The organism is Leptospira weilii (assembly GCF_006874765.1).
Taxonomy (GTDB): Bacteria; Spirochaetota; Leptospiria; order Leptospirales; family Leptospiraceae; genus Leptospira; species Leptospira weilii.
The window spans coordinates 2,080,001-2,100,000 of record NZ_CP040840.1; the positions used below are offsets into that span (position 1 = coordinate 2,080,001).

The following is a 20,000-nucleotide window of genomic DNA, read 5'->3' on the forward strand; positions in this document are numbered from 1 at the left end:
TCTTTTTCCAAAAGGGGTTTCTCTTCGGCTGCAATAAATAATTTCCAATCTATTCCCGTTTTCGATATCGCGGATCGGTTGGATAAAGAGAGGAAGTTCTTTTTGTGAACATTCCAAGTTTGGGGAAAACGTAGGAAGTTGGTTCTTTGTATAAGAACATCCGATAGAAAAGAAAACGGAGAATCCGAATCGCAAAAGTCGATTTGCAAACATAGGTTCGTGTTTTACAATCGGTAGGTTTCGAGTCAAACCTGAAAAAATGGATGAAGTTTCGAAGGGCGGAGGAAAATTGACGGAGATGTTACCGGAATTCAAAACAGATGATCCAGAAGGAACTAAAAATTCGATCTTAAAAAAGATCGGAAAGATTCGGGAGGAACTTCCGATTCTCCTTGGAAAAAAGGAAAGAACTTACGATCGCGTCATTCGTCCTTTGAATGATCTTGTGCAAGAGATGCAGATTGAGTTCACGGTTCTTGCCCATCTCAACAGTGTAAAAAATTCCGAGCAAATCCAGGCTCTTTATGCCGAGGTACTTCCCGAAATCACCGCTTTTTATTCCGACTTGGGCCAAAACGAGGAATTGAATCTCGTATATCAGGAAATTTTAAAAAATGAAAACGATACCTTGAACGTTCCTCAAAAAAAGGTATTACAGGACGCCGTCACGCAGTTTAAGTTGAGCGGAATCGGACTTCCACCGGAAATTAAAAAAAGAATTCAGGAGATTCAGGTTCGTCTTTCCGATCTGGGCAATCAGTTTTCTCAGAATCTGCTGGATGCGACTAATTCCTTCGAACTCGTTTTGGATCGTCTTGAGGATGTGGAAGGAATTCCCGAATCGGATTTGAACGCGGCTAAAACGCAGGACGGAAAATATCGTTTCACACTTCATATGCCGAGTTACATGGCGTATATTACCCACGGTCCGAATCGATCTATTCGAGAATCCTTATATAAGGCTTATACTACGAGGGCGCCTCAAAACGGAAAACTGATTGAGGACATACTTTTGTTAAGGAACGAACTTGCAAAACTGCTTGGTTATCGTCATTACGTGGAACTTTCTTTGGCGACCAAGGTAGCCGATTCCGAGAAGACGGTTTTGAAATTTTTGAGGGATCTTGCAAAACAAGTGAGGTCGATCGCGGAAAGGGAATTTGTCGATCTTTCGAATTTTGCGAAGACCTTGGGGATAGATTCTCTTCGGGCTTACGATGCTGCATTTGTGAGCGAGAAATTGATGAAATCCAGATTCGATTTCGACGAAGAGGAAACCCGTCCTTATTTTGAGAAAGAAAGCGTCGTTTCCGGAACATTCCAATTTTTGAATAAACTTTTCGGATTGGAATTTCGTAAAACGTCCGCTCAGGTTTGGGAGGAAAAAGTTCAGGTATACGACCTTTATCGATCGGGGAAACTTCTCTCCCGGTTGTATTTGGATTTTGAATCCCGCAAAGACAAACAAGGCGGGGCTTGGATGCACGATTGGCATTCTAGAAATCGAATCGCGAATGAGGAAGTTCTTCCGACGGCGTTCGTAGTTTGTAATTTTCCGGTTTCTACGAAAGATTCACCTTCTCTTTTAAAGCATAGGGACGTGGTCACTTTTTTCCACGAGATGGGGCACGCGCTACATCATCTTTGTACGAAAATCGAAGAACCTCCGGTCAGTGGAATCAGCGGTGTCGAGTGGGATGCGGTAGAATTTCCTTCCCAATTTTTGGAAAATTTCGCGACTGAAGCGGGAGTTCTGAAGATATTCGGAAGACATTATAAGACCGGAGAAACGATTCCGGATTCTATGATCGCGAAACTTAAGGAGACTAAAAACTTTCTTTCCGCAATGGGGATCGTAAGACAACTCGAATTCTCTCTTTTCGACATTCTCATTCACGAAAAAAATTATACCGAAGAAGACGTACATTCCATTCTTCAGAATGTTCGCAAAGAAGTTGCGGTAGTGATTCCGCCTGAATACAATCGTTTTCAAAACGGATTTTCCCATATCTTTGCCGGAGGTTATGCCGCGGGATATTATAGTTATAAATGGGCCGAAGTGATGAGTGCGGACGCCTTTTTCGCGTTTGTCGACAAAGGAATCTTTGATCCGGAACTTTGTAACGCATATTTTACGGAAATCTTGGAAAAGGGAGGAAGTGAAAACGCGATGGTTCTTTTCAGACGACTTTTAGGAAGAGATCCGGAAGTCGGATCTCTTCTCAAACTTTACGAACTAAAAGAAAGTTATTAGGAAAGACTTTTCCTGAAATTTTGGAGGAGAGTTTCCTTTCCCGCCAGGAGAACTTCGACCTGATCCTGGTCGATGTTATAAACGACATTACTGCGAAGTGCGTCTTTGAATTCATTCTGGTCGATCTGTTTTTGATCGTAGTTTTCCTTTAGGAAATTATACCAACCTGCCAAAAGAACTTTTAGATGAGAAAGTTCTCGGATCGGGATCGAAATTACTTTTTCTGGTTCCATAGAAACCACAGTAGGCTATTTTGCGTACTGAGAGAGTCAAATCAATTTTAAACGGCCGCTCAGAATTTCGGCGTTCATTCGATTCTTGCTTTGGCTCTTGCGATGATTTTTTTAAGAGTCTGTTTTTCCTTCTCCACGAGCCCCGGACCCTCTTTTGTTTTCATAAATGTAGAGTATTCTTTCCAATCGTTTAACAAATCCAAGGGATGATTGTTCGGGTAAAAAGGGCGCAGTTCTTCGTCGATCATAGATAGATTTGCAAAACCAGAGCAGTCCGCCATCGTAAAAACGTTTCCTGCGATATAAGGGGAAAATCGGACCACTCTTTGAAGCGCTTTTACTCCTTTGACCAGAATCGGATGAACTTCTTCGATCAATTCGGGAGAAACGGCTTTTCCTTTCATGCTCAGAAGATAGATTCTTCTCGCGGGAATGTCCAGATAGATCTCTATCATCGTCGTAATTTCCCTGACCCTTGCGGCTTCCCAGGGATCTTCCGGGATTAGTTTTGGTGCTTGGGGAAAAATCGTATCTAAGAATTCTAAAATAGCTCCGGATTCGGATATGAATTTTCCGTCTAGTTCCAGAACCGGAATTTTTCCCATCGGGCTGATCTTTAAAAATTCTTCGTCTTGAGAGGGAGAAACCCTAATTTGTTCGTATTCTAATCCTTTCTCCAAAAGTCCCAGCTTTACTTTGTTTACATAGTTGCTGATGTTTGAGCCGTACAGTTTGATCATGGAAAGGAAAAATAAGAATCAATGTTCGTTGGCAAACACTTTTTCCGGGCGATTTGACGGTTTGTCTTAAAGCCCGAATATTCATGATTGGAAAGTTTTTTAAATTCCTAACAGGCTAACATCGAATCGTCGTCTTTGACTCTTTCCAAAAAAAGTCTTTCTCTCTTTTTTCCTGCGATTAATTTCGACCGCAAGAGGAAATCTATACATGGTAAAAACGGCAATCATTACGGGCGGTACGGTCGGAATCGGTTATGAACTCAGTAAGCTTATCGCGGCGGATGGTTACGATCTGATTCTCGTAGCAAGAAACGAAAAAACTTTAAAGAAGGTAAAGAAGGAAATCGAATCGTCAGCTAAGGTAAAAGTGGATACACTTTCCATGGATCTTACGGATCCGAAGGCTTCCAAAAAGATTTTTGACTTCGCGAAAAAATCGAAAGCGGTTGTGGAAATTCTTGTGAACAACGCAGGTTTTGGAACGAGCGGAAGATTTGATCGAATGGATTTGCGGAAAGAACTTCAGATGGTCCAAGTGAACATTGCTTCTTTAGTTGAGTTGACACATCTTTTTTTGCAGGGTATGGTGGAGCGTAAAAATGGGAAAATTTTGAACGTAGCGTCCACTGCGGCGTTTCAACCCGGGCCGAACATGGCGAATTATTATGCGACGAAAGCCTATGTGTTGTCTTTTTCGGAAGCAGTTTACGAAGACGTTTATAAGGACGGAGTAACGGTAACCGCCCTTTGTCCCGGACCTACGAAAACCGAATTTTTCGAAAGAGCGGAGATAACCAAGTCGAAATTTTTGAATAATCCGATTGCTCCGATTATGAACGCGAAAGATGTCGCTGAAATCGGATACGACGCTTTGAAAAGAGGAAAACCGGTCGTAATATCGGGAGCTTTGAACAAAATATTGGCCCAAAGTGTAAGGATCACCCCCCGATTCGTTATCCGTAAGATTGCGAAATTTTTGAATAAAAACGATTGAACAAAGATGCAAGGATCGATTCTAGATTTGGCGGTTCCCTTTTTTCTGGTTTTGATCGGATTGGAGGTTTTTTATTCCCGGGTGGTCGGAAAAAAAGTATATCGGTGGAACGATACGGTTGCCGATTTAAGCACTGGCGTTTTATTTTCTTTGACCGGGATCCTTGTAACGGTCGTTTCCCTTTGGATATATGATAAATTTAGAATATTCTGTTCTTTGCAAGTTCTATTCGGGATTCCGGAAATCCCTTTGGGGTCTCCGTTTTTATTGGAGAATGGAAGTATTCAAATCCGATTTCGAAATTTGACCGGCTGGATTTTCGTATTTTTAATGGTGGATTTCGTTTACTATTGGTTTCACAGGGCTACGCATGAAATTAATTTCCTCTGGGCTTGTCACGTAACGCATCATTCCAGCGAAGAATTCAATCTTGCCGTCGCTTTGCGGCAGTCTAGTTTTCAGAGGGTTTTCGAATATACCTTTAATCTTTTGATTGCATTTTGCGGAGTTCCTTGGCAGGCATTTTTATTGGCTCACGGGATTTTAAAGATCTACCAATTTTGGGTGCATACGAGATTGATCGGAAAGCTCGGATTTTTGGAGGAAATTTTGGTTACTCCGGCGCATCATCGGGTGCATCATGGAAGGGATCCAAAATACATCGATAAGAATCACGGAGGGATTTTGATTTTTTGGGATCGAATTTTCGGTTCTTTTGCGAGAGAGGAAGAAGAACCGATATATGGGCTTACAAAGCCGGTGACTACATTCGATCCCGTGTACACGAATCTTCACGTTTACGAAGAGATTTTTTCTTTGATACAAAAAACGAAGAGTTTCAAGGAGAAAGTTCTTGTTCTTCTCAAACCGCCCGGATGGAGACCGACGAGTCTCGGACCTTCCATTCTCCCCCAAGAAATCGATCGAAGCCGATATGAAAAATTCGATCCGATTGTATCCGACCAAAAGACCGTTTTAGGAGTTTTGGAATTTCTTCTTTGGACCGTTCTTTCCTTGCTGTTGCTGAAATTTTTCAGATCCGGGAATTTGGTTCTTTGGAAAATTATTCCCGTAATCGCATATATCTTTTACGGATTCAAGCATACCGGGTTTGTGTTAGACGGAAGTCCAAGAGGAAGGTTTCGAATCGCTTTTCTTCTTTTGGGGGGAATCGTTCTTTCCTGGATTTTGTTTTTCGTTTGAGCAAAGGTCCAATTTGAAATTATGACCTAAAAATGGTAGGTTGTATCTGTGCGAAAAACGACAATCTCTATATTCCTTTTTTGTGTTTACTTTGTTTCGTATCCGTTGTTTGGGATCGACTTCGCTCGTCTCGATGATTCTCTCTTCGGATTGGAGGATTCTTTTGAATATTTCGAAGACTCTTCCGGAAGTTTGAGTTTTTCCCAGATTAGGTCTTTGGCGGAGGAAGGAAAATTCAATTCCGGTAATATAAGTTCATTAGGATATACGGATTCCGTAATTTGGATTCGGTTGAACGTAGGAAATTCTTCGGATCGGTCGATTCGTTGGATTCTCGAATATCAGTTTCCCGACGTGGATCTTATAGAATATTACGATTTCAAGATGGGGGAGTCTCCCTTTTATAGAGCCGGGGATGGAATTCCATTTGCGCTTCGCCCGGTTCAGTACCGAAATCCGGTCTTTTTTTCCGTAGCTCTTCCTAAAACGAATAAGTTCGTTTTTTTAAGAATCAAGTCGGATTCCAGGATTCAACTTTCTTTCCGTTACTACTCGGCCGACACATTTTACAAAAAAGTAATCTTCGAACAGTTCTTATTCGGACTTTTTTTCGGTTCCATGCTGATACTGGCGTTTTATTATCTTCTTTTGTATTTTTATACAAAGGAAAAAAGTTATTTCTATTTTGCCTCCTATATCTCCGGGTTTTCTTTTTTCCAGTTCGTTTTGGAAGGGTTTGGGTTTCAAGTCCTTTGGCCGGACGCCGTATTTTGGACAAATTCGAGTGTTCCGTTCTTTTTTCTGATTTCTCTTTTTTTAATGTGTTTATTCGTGAGCGTCTATCTGGATCTGAAAAATCGATCCAAGACATCGTTTCGTTTATTTCGATATTCTCAAGTTTTACTTCTGCTTTTTGCTCTGTGTTCTCCGTTTGTTCCGGAACGATTCGGGATTTGGATCGGATTGTCTATGACTCTCGGTTGTATGGTTCTTCTTTTTATCAACGGAATACGAAGTTTCACTCAGGGAAGTGTTTCCTATTTTCTATTTGCCTGGGGAGTTTTATTTTCCGGCATGATTTTGTTTTTATTTCTAGAAAGCGGTTGGTTTAAAAATTTTTCTTTGCGGTTTTGGGTGATAGAAATCTCCTCCTTGCTTCATGTGGTTCTTATGGGGCTCGGTCTTGCCGATCGTGTAAAGATATTATCCAGAACTTTAACTGTGAAAGTCAGAGAGCTTCGTTTTGCAAAACGAGTCGCGGAGCGTTCCGAAAAACGTTTTAAAAATCTTTTTGAGGAATCGGAAGAATTTCTTTTTACGATGGATACGAACGGGAAAATTCGCAATGCGAATAAAGCCATCGGAAGGCTTTTGGGATTTGATCCGGAAGAAGTGATAGGTTGGGATTTTTTGGACCTGATCTTTGTGTCTGGAGTCAAAAACGCTTCTTATGCCAAAATTTTAGCTCGAGATAAAATCGAAGAGCTTTTGACGACGGGAAAAAGTTCGGAATTCACCGCGGAATTCAGGCAGAAATTCGTTTTGGAGCCGCGTCAGATTCGGGTTCGACTTCAGCTTTTGGATCTCGGAAGTGAGAAGTGTATTTTAGGAAAAGCTTATGAACTAAACGAGGACGTTTTTGCTAGATTCATCGTAAGCGAATCCATGCATTTCACCTTAAATAATTATCTTAGGAACGCAGATCTTTTGAGTCGTTTTTTGACAGTGAATCTTGCCCGTTTTGTAGGGACGGAAGTTGTGATTGCGATTCGGACTTGTATCCGAGAAATCATAATTAATTCGATCGAACACGGAAATCTTGCGATCAGTTTTGACGAAAAAACGGAGGCTTTGGACGAGGGACGTTATCTTGAGCTCATTCAGGGACGTCAGAAAGAACCGTTCTACAACCGTAGGACGGTCAAAGTCTCGTATTCTTTGAACGCTCGTAGAATCGGCTTTCTAATCGGCGACGAGGGAGAAGGTTTCGATTATAGGAAAATTCTAAATTTAGATATCGAGAAGTTGAACGAAACAAGTTTGACGCACGGTCGTGGAATCCTAATGACCCGGTCCGTTTTCGATATTGTTCGGTTTAACGAAAAAGGAAATCGGGTTCTTTTGATTAAGTATCTCAAAAAACCGCTTCGGTACAAACGGGAAAAAACGTCTTTCAACGTTTAAGCGAAAATGCGAGCGTACTTAAACTTTTATATCGTTTGTTCGAATAGGCCCATTCGTGAAATTTTCATGGATAGGAACTTGGTATACGGTTTTGAATTATACTTTTTTAAGCTGTATTGAGGAGCCCCTGGCATTTTTTGAATATTTTACGAGTGTAGTAGGAAGGGGCTTTGGAACGAAGTTGTGTTGGCGATTTTGTTATATGGTTTTGAAAAATAATTCCCGAGTTTGTGTTTTTTGATATGAAAAAGTTTTCGCGGAAGTTGTCTGAAAAACATTCTAAATTTTTGAAGTTGGAATCGGTTTTCGTCTTTTATAGATTTGTGACTAGTTCGCGGATGTCGATTGACGTTGGTAATTGGATGATTGATTTATAAAGAGTAGATTCAAAAAATAAGGATTAAAATTTCTGAGAGACTCCTAAGAAAAGGGTAGTTGTCAAAACTTGAAATTCCAATTTGCGAGAAAATTGGCGGGTCGCTAACATAGCGGCTTGGTTTGCGGATTCTGTAAGAAGAGTCACATTTCCGTTTTCATTCAGATAAAAACTCGCAGATTCCCCGTTAAAGGTTCCGGATAAGGAAGGAATGTTGATCCAGGAAAGTGCGACGCCCAGTTGAAGGCTTGTGGATTCGGTGATCTTTCTGCTGACGGCTCCTTCCAAACGGAATTCGATTCCGGTTCCGGACAAAGAACCTTCCTGGCGAAAGGTTTCTTTTACCGAAGTTGCGTATCCTTTGGAATCCCAATATACTTGAGACATTCCGATCCCAAGACCGCTTTGAAAGATCCAGCGTTTATAATTCCATTCGTGCCAATACATCAGAAGAAAGTAAGGATTCGAAAGTTTAAAACTTAAATCCGTGTAAAAAGGTTCCGAAGAAAATTGTTTCAATCCGAACTTTTGCCATTCTCTGTAACCGCCGATGAGCCCGGCCCAACTTTCGGAAGAGATTTTTTTACGAAGGAATAATTCTCCCTGAGAAATTCGGTTTGGAGGATCGAGTACGGTTTTGGAAGCGATTCTAGGATCGTAGGTGTCGGTAAAACCTCTCAAGAAAGAATTGAGCCTATCTTCTCCTTTATATCCGATTCCTGCCCTGAGTCCGAGTTCCCAATAATGTTCCTCTAGGCTTGGTAGTTCCAATGCGGGTTTGGAGGAATGGGCTTTTGTTTTGGGAAATTCGCTTTCCGCCTTTAAAATGGATTTGGGAAAGAGGAAAAAAAATAAGACACTCAAGAAGATCCCGAAAATTTTGCTGGTAGCCCTCATAATTACAGGATTTCTAGCAAGGACTTCCATACAAAGCGGATTTTCTTCCTATCGGGTAGGACCAATGTTGCAATTTCATTTTTTTCAGTTTTTCGATTGGGATTTAGTCAGATTCTTTTTCTATTTCTTGAGTTTTATCGGGATCTTCCTAACGTTCAGACTTCGCTTCCCACAACTCCGGTTTTTCTTTCTCGCCGTAAAAATTTTCTCAGGCAATATGGATCATAAGGGTTCTCGCGGAAGGCTGGTTCACTCCCAAGCGTTCTTTTCTGGAACCGCGTCTTCCCTCGTTCCGGGCTCGGTGATCGGATCTGCTTTGGCTTTGATGATCGGGGGGCCGGGAGTTTTATTTTGGATTTGGATTTCTTCCTTTTTCATCATGCCTCTTCGATTTGTCTCTTCCACTCTTGCGATTCGCTTTAGAACCAAAACCGCATCCGGAAGATATCTTTCCGGCCCGATGTATTTCATTGAAAGAGCGCTGAAAGCGAAATGGCTTGCTATGGGTTTTGCGACCGTAGGGCTTTTGACGGTACTTGTGATGGGCGGAGCGGTGCCGATGTTGTATGTGACTCATATCACAAATCGAGCTTTCGAGATAACTGGAATGACGGTTCCGTTTTTGTTGTCCGTGATTCTCGTATTTATTGTGTTAGGCGGGGTAAGAAGAGTCGGAAAAGTTTCGGCGTATCTGGCTCCGATTGGGATTCTTTTGTTTTTTTCCGGATGTTTCTTTTTGTTTAAAAATTCCCTGATGAACTTCGAGGATTTTCTCCGCTTGTCGTTTCAAGAAGCGTTTCAACCTGCGGCTGCGCTTACGGGAGGAAGTTTGGTTCTTGCGAGAATTTTCGGTATGGCTTCTGGAATGTTTTTCGTTTCCACGGAAACCGGGATCGGCAAAAGCGCCGGATTATCCGGAGTCGTAAGAACGGATTATCCGGCGAAGCAAGGTCTCGTGAGTATGCTTGCTACCTTTTTTGAAGGTTTTATCATTTCCACACTCGTGATCTACGTGCTTTCTTCCTATGGTGCGTTTAAGATGGAAGAGCAAGTTGTATTTTTAAACGCTTTGTTTCAAGGACATACCAGTCCCGTAAACCTCGCTTTTTTCGGTTCTTTTTTACTATTCGGGATCGTTTCGATCGCTGGTTGGTTTTACACGGGAGAGCAGAATGCGCTCTATATGTTTGGGGAAAGATTTGCGAACTTTTTTAGAATACTCTTTCTGGTTACGATTCTTTTCGCCGCTTATCTCTATGTGAAGAATGGAGATTGGATTCTTTTTGAAGTTTTCGGTTTGGGGTATTCTCTTTCGATCATTGCCGCCGTTCCGGTTTTGATTTCTTTGGTTTTGCTTGAGAAAATCGCGAGAATGGAGTTAAAACGATTCTTGGCGGAAAGCGGAGCGAGATACGAAGTTTTAAAAGATTTTTATCTTCTAATATTGTCCGTCGTTCCTAAGAATTTACTTTCTCTCTTATTTGGACTTCTTGCCTCTTTCAGGCTTCCGCGTTTTCTTTTGATCCCGATTTTGAAGGCGTTTGCAAGAGCGTATAAAATCAACGTTGATGAGGCGGAATTCGAAATCCAGGAATATAATTCTCTCAACGCATTTTTCACGAGGGCCTTAAAGGCGGGAGCTAGGATCATAGATTCCGCGGACAACGAAATGGTATCTCCCGTGGACGCGAGGATTACCGGTTATGGGGATATCAATCAAAGGATTATCATTCAAGCCAAGGGGGTTGACTATAATCTGAAGGAGCTTTTAGGGGGAGGCGGGTCGAAGTATATAGACGATTTTACGAACGGAAAATACATCACATTTTATCTTTCACCTCAGGACTATCATAGGATACATTCTCCTGCGTATGGAAAAATTTTGGGTTATTACTACGAGCCCGGAAAGTTATTTCCGGTAAACGAGCTTGCGGTTTTTGGCATTCGAGGGCTTTTTCCGAAGAACGAAAGATTGATCACCTATCTGCAAACCGAGTACGGAAAGGTGGCTGTCATCAAGGTGGGTGCTTCGAATGTGGGAAGAATTCGAGTGACTTACGACAATAAGATCGTGACGAACAGTCTCATTCGAACTGCGAGAACCGTGGAATATAAGGAAGTTTCGATCATGATCGACAAGGGAGCCGAACTAGGGCGGTTCGAAATGGGATCAACGGTGATTCTTCTTATGGAAAAAGATACTTTTCAGTTCGATGCGCTTACCATGAATGAGAAAATTACTTATGGAACCACGATCGGAAGATTCGGAGAAAAAAAGTGCAAACTTCCTAAGTAACGTGAGTTCGGTATAACAAAATGCGAAAGCGATTATTATGTTGCGACCTGAATGCCGATCCATAGAGAGGCTTCGCTGAGTTAACGGCGCCCTTAGAAAGCCGTTTCACTGAGTTTATTAGGCAGCAACATTGAGTTTAAGCGCGGTTGCGAGCGATTCGTCCAAACTTTTTTACGCCGAACTCACGTTAAGTAGTTAGAAGTTATTTCAAAAACTTTCCACTCGATTTTGAAAGATTGTCGTCTGTAAAACAAGAAAAGAATCATTTTCAGGAACGTATAGTAGGTTATAAGGATTGGTGATCTGAAGTTAGGATTTTATTTTTGGAAAACGATCTTATACTGAAATGATATAAAAACGATTAGAAAATGCCAAATGCGATTTTGAAATTACTCGTATGAACCGTTCCGATGGAAAAGTGTAATTATGGATGAAAATGATGCGACTGAGTTTAAAAGCGACCACACCCGATCAGATTGATTTTGATGAGAATTATCTGAAGATCATTTGGAAAGACGGAGTGACTTCGGTCTTCGATTTGTTGGATCTTAGAAAGCGTTGTCCTTGTGTCGTTTGTAAAGGGGGACACGGAGGAAAAGTAGGAACTACTACCGGGGGGATCCAGTCGATTCGACTTTATTCCGTCAACAAAGTCGGAAGATACGCGATCAATCCAATCTGGAGCGACAATCATCAAACGGGCATTTATTCTTATGATTCTTTGAGAATGTTTGCGGATGGTTTGGGAGGGGAGCTTGTGAAAGAAGATTGATCGATTCATTCACTCGAAAGCGACATGTAAAACTTGGGTCAGAGATGGAATTGGTAGGAACTCACACACTCGATAGAAAGAAGATAGGATAGGTACCGGTTGGTTTCATAACCTTAAGCCTTCTTAATTGCGGTATGGGTTTGTTTTTCCGAAAAAAGGTTGTTTTCGCCCGAAAATTAGATGGAATCAGACTGGGAAGAAAAAAAGGGGTGACAAAAATCCTTTTCTTATGTCCCATAAACTAAAATTCCCGGGAGAGTTCCCAAAATGGGTGAAGGTTCCCTTTCACAGGAAGAGATTGACGCATTACTCGCCGGAGCAAGTGATTCATTTGATTCGGGCGCGGTCGCATCTAGTGCCGCACAAAAAGAAGTTCCAGGATTGTCTCCCGTGGATCGGGATATTCTGTCGGATCTTCTTTCTTCCTGTTTTCAAGTCGCTGGGAATACGTTAGGTGCCGTTCTTTCTCGCTCTTCTGCATTTTTAAATCCGAATGTGGAAACCAAGTCTCGAAAGGATGTGGAATCCGAACTTAAATCCGGATCTTTTCTTTTATATTCTACTCTGTCCGGAAGCGTAAACGGGAGAATCGTTCTTACGATGTCTGCGGAAAATGCGGTGAAAATCGCAAATTCTATGATGGGTGGCTTTGAGTCGGGAGAGTTGGACGAAGCCCAAATACAGACACTTCGAGATTCTCTTACTCCCGTAATGGGGGCCTTAATTTCTCAAATTAGCACGAAAACCGGGGGCGGGGTGAATGGCTCTCCCTCTGAAACTAGAAATGTAACTTCTCCTGCTGCGCTGGTTCTACCGGACGGAGAAACTATGGTGCGTGTCTTTTTTAATCTTACCATCGAAAGTATTCCTTCCTTTCGAGTTCAATTCTTACTTTCCCTATCCACTGCCTCGGATTTGTTGAATCTTTATCGCCGCTCCGGAAGTAACGGCGGCGATATTGGCGGGATGGGAATGGGTGGAATGGGGATGGGAATCTCTCCAGGTTCCATGTCGGTTAAGTCGGTTGCGTTCCCGAATTTAGGAACCGCGAGCGGCGCGTCGAACACTCCGAACCTAAATCTTCTCATGGACGTTCAGATGAGCGTAACGGTGGAGTTAGGAAGAACCAAGATGTATATCAAAGATATCTTAGGTTTGGGCGAGGGTTCCATCATCGAGTTGGACAAACTCGCGGGCGAACCTGTGGATCTTTTGGTAAATGGAAAACTGATCGCGAAAGGCGAGGTTGTTGTTATCGACGAAAACTTTGGAGTGCGCGTAACGGATATCGTAAGTCCTATCGATCGGATCAAGCCGGAGGGCAAGTGAGGTTTTTAGGCATCTTTGAAATGGATGGAAGGAAAACCTTTCCCATCCTTGCGGTTTTAGTTATATTCAATTTTACTGTTGCTTCTTTGGCCGCTCAATCCGAAAGGGAGCTTATGGATGAGGCTCTCAAAAAAGAGTTGGGGCGCTCTTCTGCCAAAGATGAAAATAAGAATTTGGAGACAGATTCCGATGTGAAAAAAACCGGCTCCTCCAAAACGGAAGCTCCTTCTGCCGGAGTAAAATCTTCTCCAAATAATTCTGCTGAAACGGAGACAAATCCGGTCGCGGAACGTTATAAAACTCAAGACGAAGGGCCCGGAATCGCCGGAACTTTGTTTCGAGTCGTTTTCATTCTTGGATTGCTTTGTGTGGCACTTTATTATATTCTAAAATATGTATCCAAGAATAGAGAAGGTCGCCTTCCGGTCCGAGGTGAGATGAGTCTCCTTTCGAGTATGATGCTCGGACCGAACAAGCAGCTTCAGATCGTGGACGTTTCCGGAAAGTTATTGGTCCTCGGAGTTGCGGACAACGGAATCAACCTGATTACGGAGATTACGGATACGGAAGTCAAACATAGGATTCTGCAAAAGAAAGAAAACTTTCAACCCCCCGAAGGAGGTTTCTTAGTTACGGTTCTCGAACAGATCAAGGATTTGAATTCTCGGATTTCCGGAGAGGGGTCGGTCGATTCGAACGAAAAGTTGAAAGTCGTCCGGGAAGAGAAACGAAGGCAGGCCCGTAAGAAATTGGATGAACTCAAAGAGAAAACAAGCTCGCTTGAAAGCGGGCTTTTCGATTTGAAATGATGTGACAGAGTCGAAAATTTAAGGAAGAAAGATTCTTCAGGTGGAAATGAGACATAAAAAACTTATCAAGAACATAATGTGGATATTCCTGCTTGTGGCGGGTTTGTCCCTAGGTTCTTCTTTGGGGGCTCAATCTTCTGGAACTCGAATTCCAATTCCTAATTTGAACATTAACGTAAACGAGGCAAAGAGCCCGAGAGAAACAAGTCTTTCTTTGATGGTTCTGTTTCTGGTTACGATTCTTTCCCTGGCTCCTGCGATCGTGATGTCCCTGACTTCCTTTACGAAGATAGTGATCGTTCTTGATTTTGTGAGAAGGGCTCTTTCGATTCAAAATCTTCCGCCGAATCAGGTGATGATGGGCCTCGCTCTTTTTATGACTTTTTTTATCATGGCTCCTACGTTGAATACGGTCAATGAAAGAGCTTTGACTCCGTATTTGGAAGGTAAAATCGACACGAACTCTTTCTTTGAAAAAGGAATGGTTCCTATCCGTGAGTTCATGATGCGTCAAATCGGAACCTCCGGCGCCAAAGACGTGGCTCTGTTTTTAAAAATTGGAAAAGTGGAAGAGGTGGAATCCTTCGATGACGTTCCTTCCTACGTTTTGATCCCGGCATTTATGTTAAGCGAAATCAAAAAGGCCTTTTGGATTGGAATCATCATTTTCATTCCGTTCATCGTGATCGATCTCGTGGTCGCATCTGCGCTTCTTTCCATGGGTCTCATGATGTTACCTCCTGTGATGGTTAGTCTTCCGTTTAAATTGATTCTGTTCGTTCTTGTGGACGGTTGGAACCTGATTGTTTACGAATTGGTCCGGAGTTATAAATGACGGAGCTCGACGCAATGACTCTCATACGGGATTCGCTTTATATCACTCTGAAAATCTCGTCTCCGATTCTTCTTACCGCTTTGGTTGTGGGTTTGATCATCGGGATTTTACAGACCACCACCTCGATCCAGGAACCTACGATCGCTTTCGTTCCCAAACTCGTGGCTGTTTTTGTAGTGATCGTGATCTTTTCCTCTTGGATGATTCAGACTATGACGGATTATACTCGGAATTTATTTCTGATGATCGAAAAGTTTTAGAATATTATGGAATACTTTATCAATCATTTTCAAACGTTTCTGCTGATCCTTGCGAGATTGATGGGGTTATTGTCCGTTGCGCCCGTATTTTCCTATCCTTCCATCAGCGTTCCTCAGAAGATGATTTTTTCGTTTTTGGTTTCCGTGATTTTATTTCCGGTGACCGCCGGTTTTTTGCCTCCCGTTCCCGGGGATATGGGAAGCTATGGACTTGTGGTTATCGCGGAAGTTTTGATCGGAATGCTTCTCGGTTTTTTGATTAGTTTGATCTTTGCGGCATTTCAAATGGCAGGAGAATTTTTTAACGTTCAATTGGGTTTCGGTTACGCGGAGATTTTGGATCCTGTGACCCAGACTAGTTTGCCTGTGATCAGTACTCTTAAAAATCTTCTGGGAATGCTTCTCTTTTTGACTCTCGGCGCCTATCGAATCATGTTTGAAAGTCTCGCATATTCCTTTGAGAAAATTCAGGTTTTAAGATTTGTTCCCGAGATTCAAAACGGAATTTATAGGGCGATGGAAGACGCGGTCGGAGCGATGTTTCTCGTCGCGTTTAAGTTGTCCCTTCCCGTTCTCGGAATCATTCTGCTTGTGACTGTTTCCGAAGCTTTGATGGGGAAGGCCGCTCCGCAGCTTAATATCTTGCAGTTATCCTTTCCGATCAAAGTTACGATCGGCTTGATCGTGATGATTTTTATTACCCCTTATCTGATTTCACAGATGGGGACGGCTTTCGATTTGTCCTTTGATAAAGTCAATCTGATGCTTCAAGGATGGCCGAAACAATGAAGATGACTTTCTGGAAAAAAGGAACTCTTGAAGTTAGGAGGAAGACTCGTATTGTCGTTCGGAGATTTTGTAGTACTTCCGACGCCTTCTGTAACATAGACGTTGTCGCTCTCTTTTCCAACTTTGTTGGAAACCACTCGCAACGCTTTGCTGCTCGTTGGCAATCTCGCTCTCTATGGATCGCTCTCTTTTCCAACTTTGTTGGAAACCACTCGCAACGCTTTGCTGCTCGTTGGCAATCTCGTTCTCTATGGATCGCTCTCTTTTCCAACTTTGTTGGAAACCACTCGCAACGCTTTGCTGCTCGTTGGCAATCTCGCTCTCTATGGATCGCTCGATTTCTAGGAACTCCGACAAACACCGTTTATGTGACCGCGCGCGCCGCCGATTTCAAAATCCATCTACAACTATTCGCAGCGGAAGACGAAGGCCGAACCGAGCCTGGGTCCGAGCGAAGAAGAAGAGAAGAGCGAGAAAAAGGGAATGTTCCCAAATCTCCCGAACTTCCAGCGGCGGTTGTATTACTCGCTGGAGTAATCCTCATATATCTCATGGGAGAATATTTCTTCATGAGAACGTTTTATATTCTCCGTAAATATATCCACGGAGTAGGACTTAAAACCGATATCAGTTCCGAGTCCGTGACCGAACTTTTGAAGAACGCTTCCACGGATTTATTCACTCTCCTCTGGCCTTTGCTCGGAATTACGTTAGTCGGCGCTGTGATTGGAAATGTCGCACAGGTAGGATTTATCTTCACGCCCCGCGCTTTGAGTTTTAATTTCAGTAGGATCAGACCCAACTTTAAGAAAGTCCTTCCGACACGTCAGACACTCTTTAACTTGGGAAAATCCCTCGCAAAGGTAGGATTGATTGCGTGGGTTTCTTACATAATCATCAGTAAGGATTTTTTTCCGATCCTTATTTCCGGAGAGATGGGACTTGAACAGGCGGTTGCTCTCGTGATGAGTAGCTCTTTTAAGATCTTTTTGGTCGTAGGGATTATTCTTTTCGCGATCAGCATCGTAGACTATTTATATCAAAGATACGAATACGAAGAGTCTTTAAAGATGACTCCTTCCGAAGCAAAGAGAGAAGCCAAAGAATCCGACGGAGACCGCTCCCTTCAAGCAAGAAGAAGACAGCTCGCTCGTGATATGATGAATAAGCGAAAGATGCTCGCGAAGGTTCCGGAAGCGGACGTTGTCATCACAAACCCGACTCACTTTGCAGTGGCTTTGGAATACAAACCCGGAATTCACAAAGCGCCGATCGTAATTGCAAAGGGTGTGGACGACTTTGCGCTTCTTATCATTCGAATCGCAAGAGAAAACGGAGTTCCCACCGTGGAAGATCGTATTCAAGCACGAGGACTTTATGAGGAAGTAGAACTTGGGGCGGAAGTTCCGCAGCAATTCTATCGTGCGATCGCAACCATTCTCTCTCGTTTGGAATCTTTCCGGAAAGCCGTATAAGAGGAAATTATGGAAAAGAAATGGTGGAATCAATCTGACGTGATTTTAGGAGTCGGAGCCGTTGCGATCGTCGCAATGCTCGTTATTCCTCTTCCCGGGCTTATATTAGATATTTTGATTATTGTTAGCTTGGCAGTTGGGCTTTTGGTTCTTCTGACTTCGCTTTCGGTCAACGAACCTGCTGATTTTTCGATCTTTCCGAGTTTACTTCTCATTACTACGTTGTATCGACTTGCGCTCAACGTATCGACTACGAGACAAATTCTTTCCAAAGGTCCCGCGATGAACAGCCACGTCATTGATGCTTTCGGATCTTTTATCATAGGAAGCGAGTCCGGGCTTTCTAAATATGTGGTGGGGTTTATCATATTCATCATTCTCGTTCTTGTCCAAATTCTGGTGATCACAAAGGGTGCGACTCGGATTTCGGAAGTTGCGGCTCGTTTTACTTTGGATGCCTTACCGGGTAAGCAGATGGCGATCGATATGGAACTTTCTTCCGGAAATATCAACGAGGAGGAAGCCAAAAAAAGAAGAAAGAGGATAGAAGCCGAAGTGGACTTTTACGGTTCCATGGACGGAGCGAGTAAATTTGTTCAAGGAGATGTACGAGCCGGACTTATCATCACCGCCATTAATCTGTTAGGCGGAGTGATCATAGGTTCTTCGATTCGAGGAGAATCTTTCACCCAGGCCATCGAAACCTACGGAAAGTTTACCATAGGAGACGGACTCGTATCTCAGATTCCCGCGCTGTTAACAACGGTCGCAACTGGTATCATCGTCACTCGTTCCGGTTCCGAATCGGATCTCGCTACTCAATTCAAAAGCCAGCTCTTCAGCAATTCCAAGGTTCTTTATGTGGTTGCGGGAAGTTTGGGATTTTCCGCATTTATTCCTGGACTACCGTTTATTCCTCTGGTTCTTCTCTCGGCGGGAATTGCTTACTTGGGATATTCGCTTGAACAAACCGTTAAGGAGCAACTCGAATCGATCGAGAAAAAAGAGAAAGAATCCGGTCAGGATCGTAAACCGAAAGATTTTTACGAAGAACTTAGAACCGATCCGATCGAAATCGAAGTCGGTTATCATTTAATTCCGTTAGTCGATACTTCCCAAGGCGGAGCGCTGCTGGACCAAATCAGCAATCTCAGAAAAAAGTTTGCTCAAGACAACGGAGTTGTAATTCCTCCCGTGAGAATTTTAGACAACTTGGATCTGAATCCGGATACGTATTCGATCAAGATTAACGGAACTGAGGTGGGAACTTCCACGGTAAAACCGGACAAGTTGATGGCTCTCAACACAAGTCCGGGAGCGGCGGAATCGATTCAAGGAGAGGATTTCTTGGAGCCTTCTTTCGGTCAAAAGGCGAAGTGGATTTCCTCCGAAGATAAGTCGGAAGTCGAAGCGAAAGGTTATACCGTGGTCGACGCATCCACTGTGGTTGTTACGCATTTGAAAGAACTCTTGGCGACACACGCGTCTACCTTGCTCGGAAGGGAAGAAGTCAAAAAACTTCTGGATCATTACAAAGCGAGTTATCCGACACTCATCGGAGAATTGGACGCGGACAAACCGGGTAACCTTGGAATCATCCAACAAGTGTTGCAGAATCTTCTCAGAGAGGGTCTTGGAATCAGAAACCTCGTGCCTATACTTGAATCGATTGCAAACAATTTATCCAAGTATCAGAATCCGTATATACTCACGGAATTGGTGCGGCAGTCCGTTGCAAGAACCGTGGTCAAGGATTATCTCTCCATGGACGGTAAACTTCGGGTGATTACTCTCGAAAGTAAAATCCTCGATCGGCTCAATAAATCGATCACTCAGGATAGAATCGAAAACAGAGACATTCTTTCTCTGGCCCCCGATTTTTACAGAAAATTGATTGATAGCGTTGCCGAACTCTATCGAAAGTTTCGAATCGAAGGAAAGTTTCCGATTTTCGTAGTGAACCGGGAGGTACGTTTGCCGTTTTCGTATCTGCTCGCAAAGGAGTTTCCTCCTCGTAATTTCGGAGTTCTTGCGTATGAAGAAATACATTCTTCCGTGGATTCGGTTATAGAGGCCGAGCTCAAACTTCCTCAAACACAAACCGCGCCCGCGGGAGTGGAGGAAGAAGCATGAAGTTATTGGAATATTCGATCTTTCTAAAGGGAAAGGATCGGGGAGTTAAATATGGAATTCGCTAAAATTCGCGGTAAAAGTTACCAAGACTGTTTGATGGAAATGAAAATGAAGTACGGCTCGGAAGCGACTGTAATTTCTCAAACCGTAGTTACCGAAGGCGGAGTGATGGGAACGGGGCTTCTCGCTAAGAAGATGATCGAAATTCAAATCGGTATTCCGGAAAAACAGGCTTCTCGTGAAAAAATAGAACGTAAACTTCAGGATCTAAAGGATCTTTTAAAACAAAAGTCTTACGCTGCTCCGGAGAAAAAGAAAACACTCCAAACTTTAAAGCCTCTTTCCAGAGCTTTAGAAGAAAAGGAAACGATTACTACCGTTGAGGATTCTTGGGAACTTGAAGAAGTTATGACTGAACCGG

General features: G+C 42.9%; 18 protein-coding genes (2 of these 18 running past the window's edge). 14 read left to right on the top strand and 4 right to left on the bottom strand.

Annotated elements, in window-relative coordinates; all coding sequences use genetic code 11:
• Positions 1–315 carry the 5' portion of a surface adhesion protein Lsa23 gene (lsa23, locus tag FHG67_RS09890; protein WP_142499764.1) on the bottom strand. The gene continues 399 nt to the left of window position 1, outside the view, so only the first 315 of its 714 coding nucleotides appear in the window; the start codon lies at positions 313–315; its stop codon lies off the left edge, out of view.
• Between lsa23 and FHG67_RS09895 the strand changes: the two genes are divergently transcribed.
• Positions 299–2,254 (top strand): M3 family metallopeptidase, encoded by a 1,956-nt coding sequence (locus FHG67_RS09895; protein WP_142499917.1) that lies wholly within the window; start codon positions 299–301, stop codon positions 2,252–2,254. The genes lsa23 and FHG67_RS09895 overlap by 17 nt on opposite strands.
• Here FHG67_RS09895 and FHG67_RS09900 read toward each other — a convergent pair.
• Both FHG67_RS09900 and FHG67_RS09905 read right to left on the bottom strand, forming a co-directional pair.
• Entirely contained in the window at positions 2,251–2,487 is a 237-nt protein-coding gene (locus tag FHG67_RS09900) for a hypothetical protein (RefSeq protein WP_004495872.1), read from the bottom strand. The two genes, FHG67_RS09895 and FHG67_RS09900, sit on opposite strands and share 4 nt — an antisense overlap.
• Positions 2,488–2,561: 74 nt before the next feature.
• On the bottom strand, positions 2,562–3,227 hold the full coding sequence (locus tag FHG67_RS09905) for a glutathione S-transferase family protein (RefSeq protein ID WP_004495782.1): 666 nt from the start codon (positions 3,225–3,227) through the stop codon (positions 2,562–2,564).
• 208 nt (positions 3,228–3,435) lie between these two features.
• Between FHG67_RS09905 and FHG67_RS09910 the strand changes: the two genes are divergently transcribed.
• The 3 genes from FHG67_RS09910 to FHG67_RS09920 are packed head-to-tail and all read left to right on the top strand — an operon-like array spanning position 3,436 to position 7,608.
• The gene (locus tag FHG67_RS09910) at positions 3,436–4,221 is read left to right on the top strand and encodes an SDR family NAD(P)-dependent oxidoreductase (RefSeq protein ID WP_004499574.1); all 786 of its coding nucleotides are present in this window, start codon (positions 3,436–3,438) and stop codon (positions 4,219–4,221) included.
• 6 nt (positions 4,222–4,227) lie between these two features.
• The gene (locus FHG67_RS09915; RefSeq protein ID WP_004499561.1) at positions 4,228–5,424 is read left to right on the top strand and encodes a sterol desaturase family protein; all 1,197 of its coding nucleotides are present in this window, start codon (positions 4,228–4,230) and stop codon (positions 5,422–5,424) included.
• A 48-nt stretch (positions 5,425–5,472) separates the two neighbouring features.
• Entirely contained in the window at positions 5,473–7,608 is a 2,136-nt protein-coding gene (locus FHG67_RS09920; RefSeq protein WP_004501431.1) for a 7TM diverse intracellular signaling domain-containing protein, read from the top strand.
• Between the two features lie 400 nt (positions 7,609–8,008).
• Here FHG67_RS09920 and FHG67_RS09930 read toward each other — a convergent pair whose 3' ends face one another.
• Positions 8,009–8,881, bottom strand: a complete 873-nt coding sequence (locus FHG67_RS09930; protein ID WP_004499591.1) for an LIC_11366 family protein — start codon at positions 8,879–8,881, stop codon at positions 8,009–8,011.
• A gap of 64 nt (positions 8,882–8,945) precedes the next feature.
• Here FHG67_RS09930 and asd point away from each other — a divergent pair, with 64 nt between their 5' ends.
• The 10 genes from asd to flhF form a co-directional block, all read left to right on the top strand.
• Positions 8,946–11,177 carry an archaetidylserine decarboxylase gene (asd, locus tag FHG67_RS09935; protein WP_036075371.1) on the top strand — a complete coding sequence of 744 codons (2,232 nt, stop codon included), beginning with the start codon at positions 8,946–8,948 and terminating at the stop codon, positions 11,175–11,177.
• A gap of 439 nt (positions 11,178–11,616) precedes the next feature.
• Positions 11,617–11,949 carry a DUF971 domain-containing protein gene (locus FHG67_RS09940; protein ID WP_004499576.1) on the top strand — a complete coding sequence of 111 codons (333 nt, stop codon included), beginning with the start codon at positions 11,617–11,619 and terminating at the stop codon, positions 11,947–11,949.
• Positions 11,950–12,216: 267 nt separating this feature from the next.
• Positions 12,217–13,278: a flagellar motor switch protein FliN gene (gene fliN / locus FHG67_RS09945; RefSeq protein ID WP_004495884.1), complete on the top strand. Its 1,062-nt coding sequence runs from the start codon at positions 12,217–12,219 to the stop codon at positions 13,276–13,278.
• Positions 13,275–14,087: a flagellar biosynthetic protein FliO gene (gene fliO, locus FHG67_RS09950; RefSeq protein WP_142499765.1), complete on the top strand. Its 813-nt coding sequence runs from the start codon at positions 13,275–13,277 to the stop codon at positions 14,085–14,087. Before fliN ends, fliO begins: the two co-directional genes overlap by 4 nt.
• Positions 14,088–14,127: 40 nt before the next feature.
• A complete protein-coding gene (gene fliP, locus FHG67_RS09955) occupies positions 14,128–14,922 on the top strand; it encodes a flagellar type III secretion system pore protein FliP (RefSeq protein WP_026054453.1) in 795 nt (264 codons plus the stop codon).
• Positions 14,919–15,182, top strand: coding sequence for a flagellar biosynthesis protein FliQ (gene fliQ / locus FHG67_RS09960; RefSeq protein WP_002556446.1), 264 nt, complete (start codon positions 14,919–14,921; stop codon positions 15,180–15,182). The genes fliP and fliQ overlap by 4 nt, the downstream gene beginning before the upstream one ends.
• A gap of 6 nt (positions 15,183–15,188) precedes the next feature.
• Positions 15,189–15,971, top strand: coding sequence for a flagellar biosynthetic protein FliR (gene fliR, locus FHG67_RS09965; protein WP_002556460.1), 783 nt, complete (start codon positions 15,189–15,191; stop codon positions 15,969–15,971).
• Complete coding sequence (locus FHG67_RS09970) at positions 15,968–17,446, top strand: EscU/YscU/HrcU family type III secretion system export apparatus switch protein (protein WP_142499766.1); 1,479 nt, start codon at positions 15,968–15,970, stop codon at positions 17,444–17,446. Before fliR ends, FHG67_RS09970 begins: the two co-directional genes overlap by 4 nt.
• 9 nt (positions 17,447–17,455) lie before the next feature.
• Positions 17,456–19,579 carry a flagellar biosynthesis protein FlhA gene (gene flhA / locus FHG67_RS09975; protein ID WP_142499767.1) on the top strand — a complete coding sequence of 708 codons (2,124 nt, stop codon included), beginning with the start codon at positions 17,456–17,458 and terminating at the stop codon, positions 19,577–19,579.
• A gap of 51 nt (positions 19,580–19,630) precedes the next feature.
• Positions 19,631–20,000 carry the 5' end (the start) of a flagellar biosynthesis GTPase FlhF gene (flhF, locus tag FHG67_RS09980; protein WP_004499593.1) on the top strand. Its footprint extends 929 nt past the window's final position, so 370 of the gene's 1,299 nt are visible here — the first part of the coding sequence; the start codon lies at positions 19,631–19,633; its stop codon lies beyond the right edge, outside the window.

Excerpts from the sequence above, each read along its gene's own strand:
- FHG67_RS09895 (WP_142499917.1), top strand. The coding sequence starts at position 299 with ATGTTACCGGAATTCAAAACAGATGATCCAGAAGGAACTAAAAATTCG.
- FHG67_RS09900 (WP_004495872.1), bottom strand. The coding sequence starts at position 2,487 with ATGGAACCAGAAAAAGTAATTTCGATCCCGATCCGAGAACTTTCTCAT.
- FHG67_RS09905 (WP_004495782.1), bottom strand. The coding sequence starts at position 3,227 with ATGATCAAACTGTACGGCTCAAACATCAGCAACTATGTAAACAAAGTA.
- FHG67_RS09910 (WP_004499574.1), top strand. The coding sequence starts at position 3,436 with ATGGTAAAAACGGCAATCATTACGGGCGGTACGGTCGGAATCGGTTAT.
- FHG67_RS09915 (WP_004499561.1), top strand. The coding sequence starts at position 4,228 with ATGCAAGGATCGATTCTAGATTTGGCGGTTCCCTTTTTTCTGGTTTTG.
- FHG67_RS09930 (WP_004499591.1), bottom strand. The coding sequence starts at position 8,881 with ATGAGGGCTACCAGCAAAATTTTCGGGATCTTCTTGAGTGTCTTATTT.
- asd (WP_036075371.1), top strand. The coding sequence starts at position 8,946 with ATGTTGCAATTTCATTTTTTTCAGTTTTTCGATTGGGATTTAGTCAGA.
- FHG67_RS09940 (WP_004499576.1), top strand. The coding sequence starts at position 11,617 with ATGCGACTGAGTTTAAAAGCGACCACACCCGATCAGATTGATTTTGAT.
- fliN (WP_004495884.1), top strand. The coding sequence starts at position 12,217 with ATGGGTGAAGGTTCCCTTTCACAGGAAGAGATTGACGCATTACTCGCC.
- fliQ (WP_002556446.1), top strand. The coding sequence starts at position 14,919 with ATGACGGAGCTCGACGCAATGACTCTCATACGGGATTCGCTTTATATC.
- fliR (WP_002556460.1), top strand. The coding sequence starts at position 15,189 with ATGGAATACTTTATCAATCATTTTCAAACGTTTCTGCTGATCCTTGCG.
- FHG67_RS09970 (WP_142499766.1), top strand. The coding sequence starts at position 15,968 with ATGAAGATGACTTTCTGGAAAAAAGGAACTCTTGAAGTTAGGAGGAAG.
- flhA (WP_142499767.1), top strand. The coding sequence starts at position 17,456 with ATGGAAAAGAAATGGTGGAATCAATCTGACGTGATTTTAGGAGTCGGA.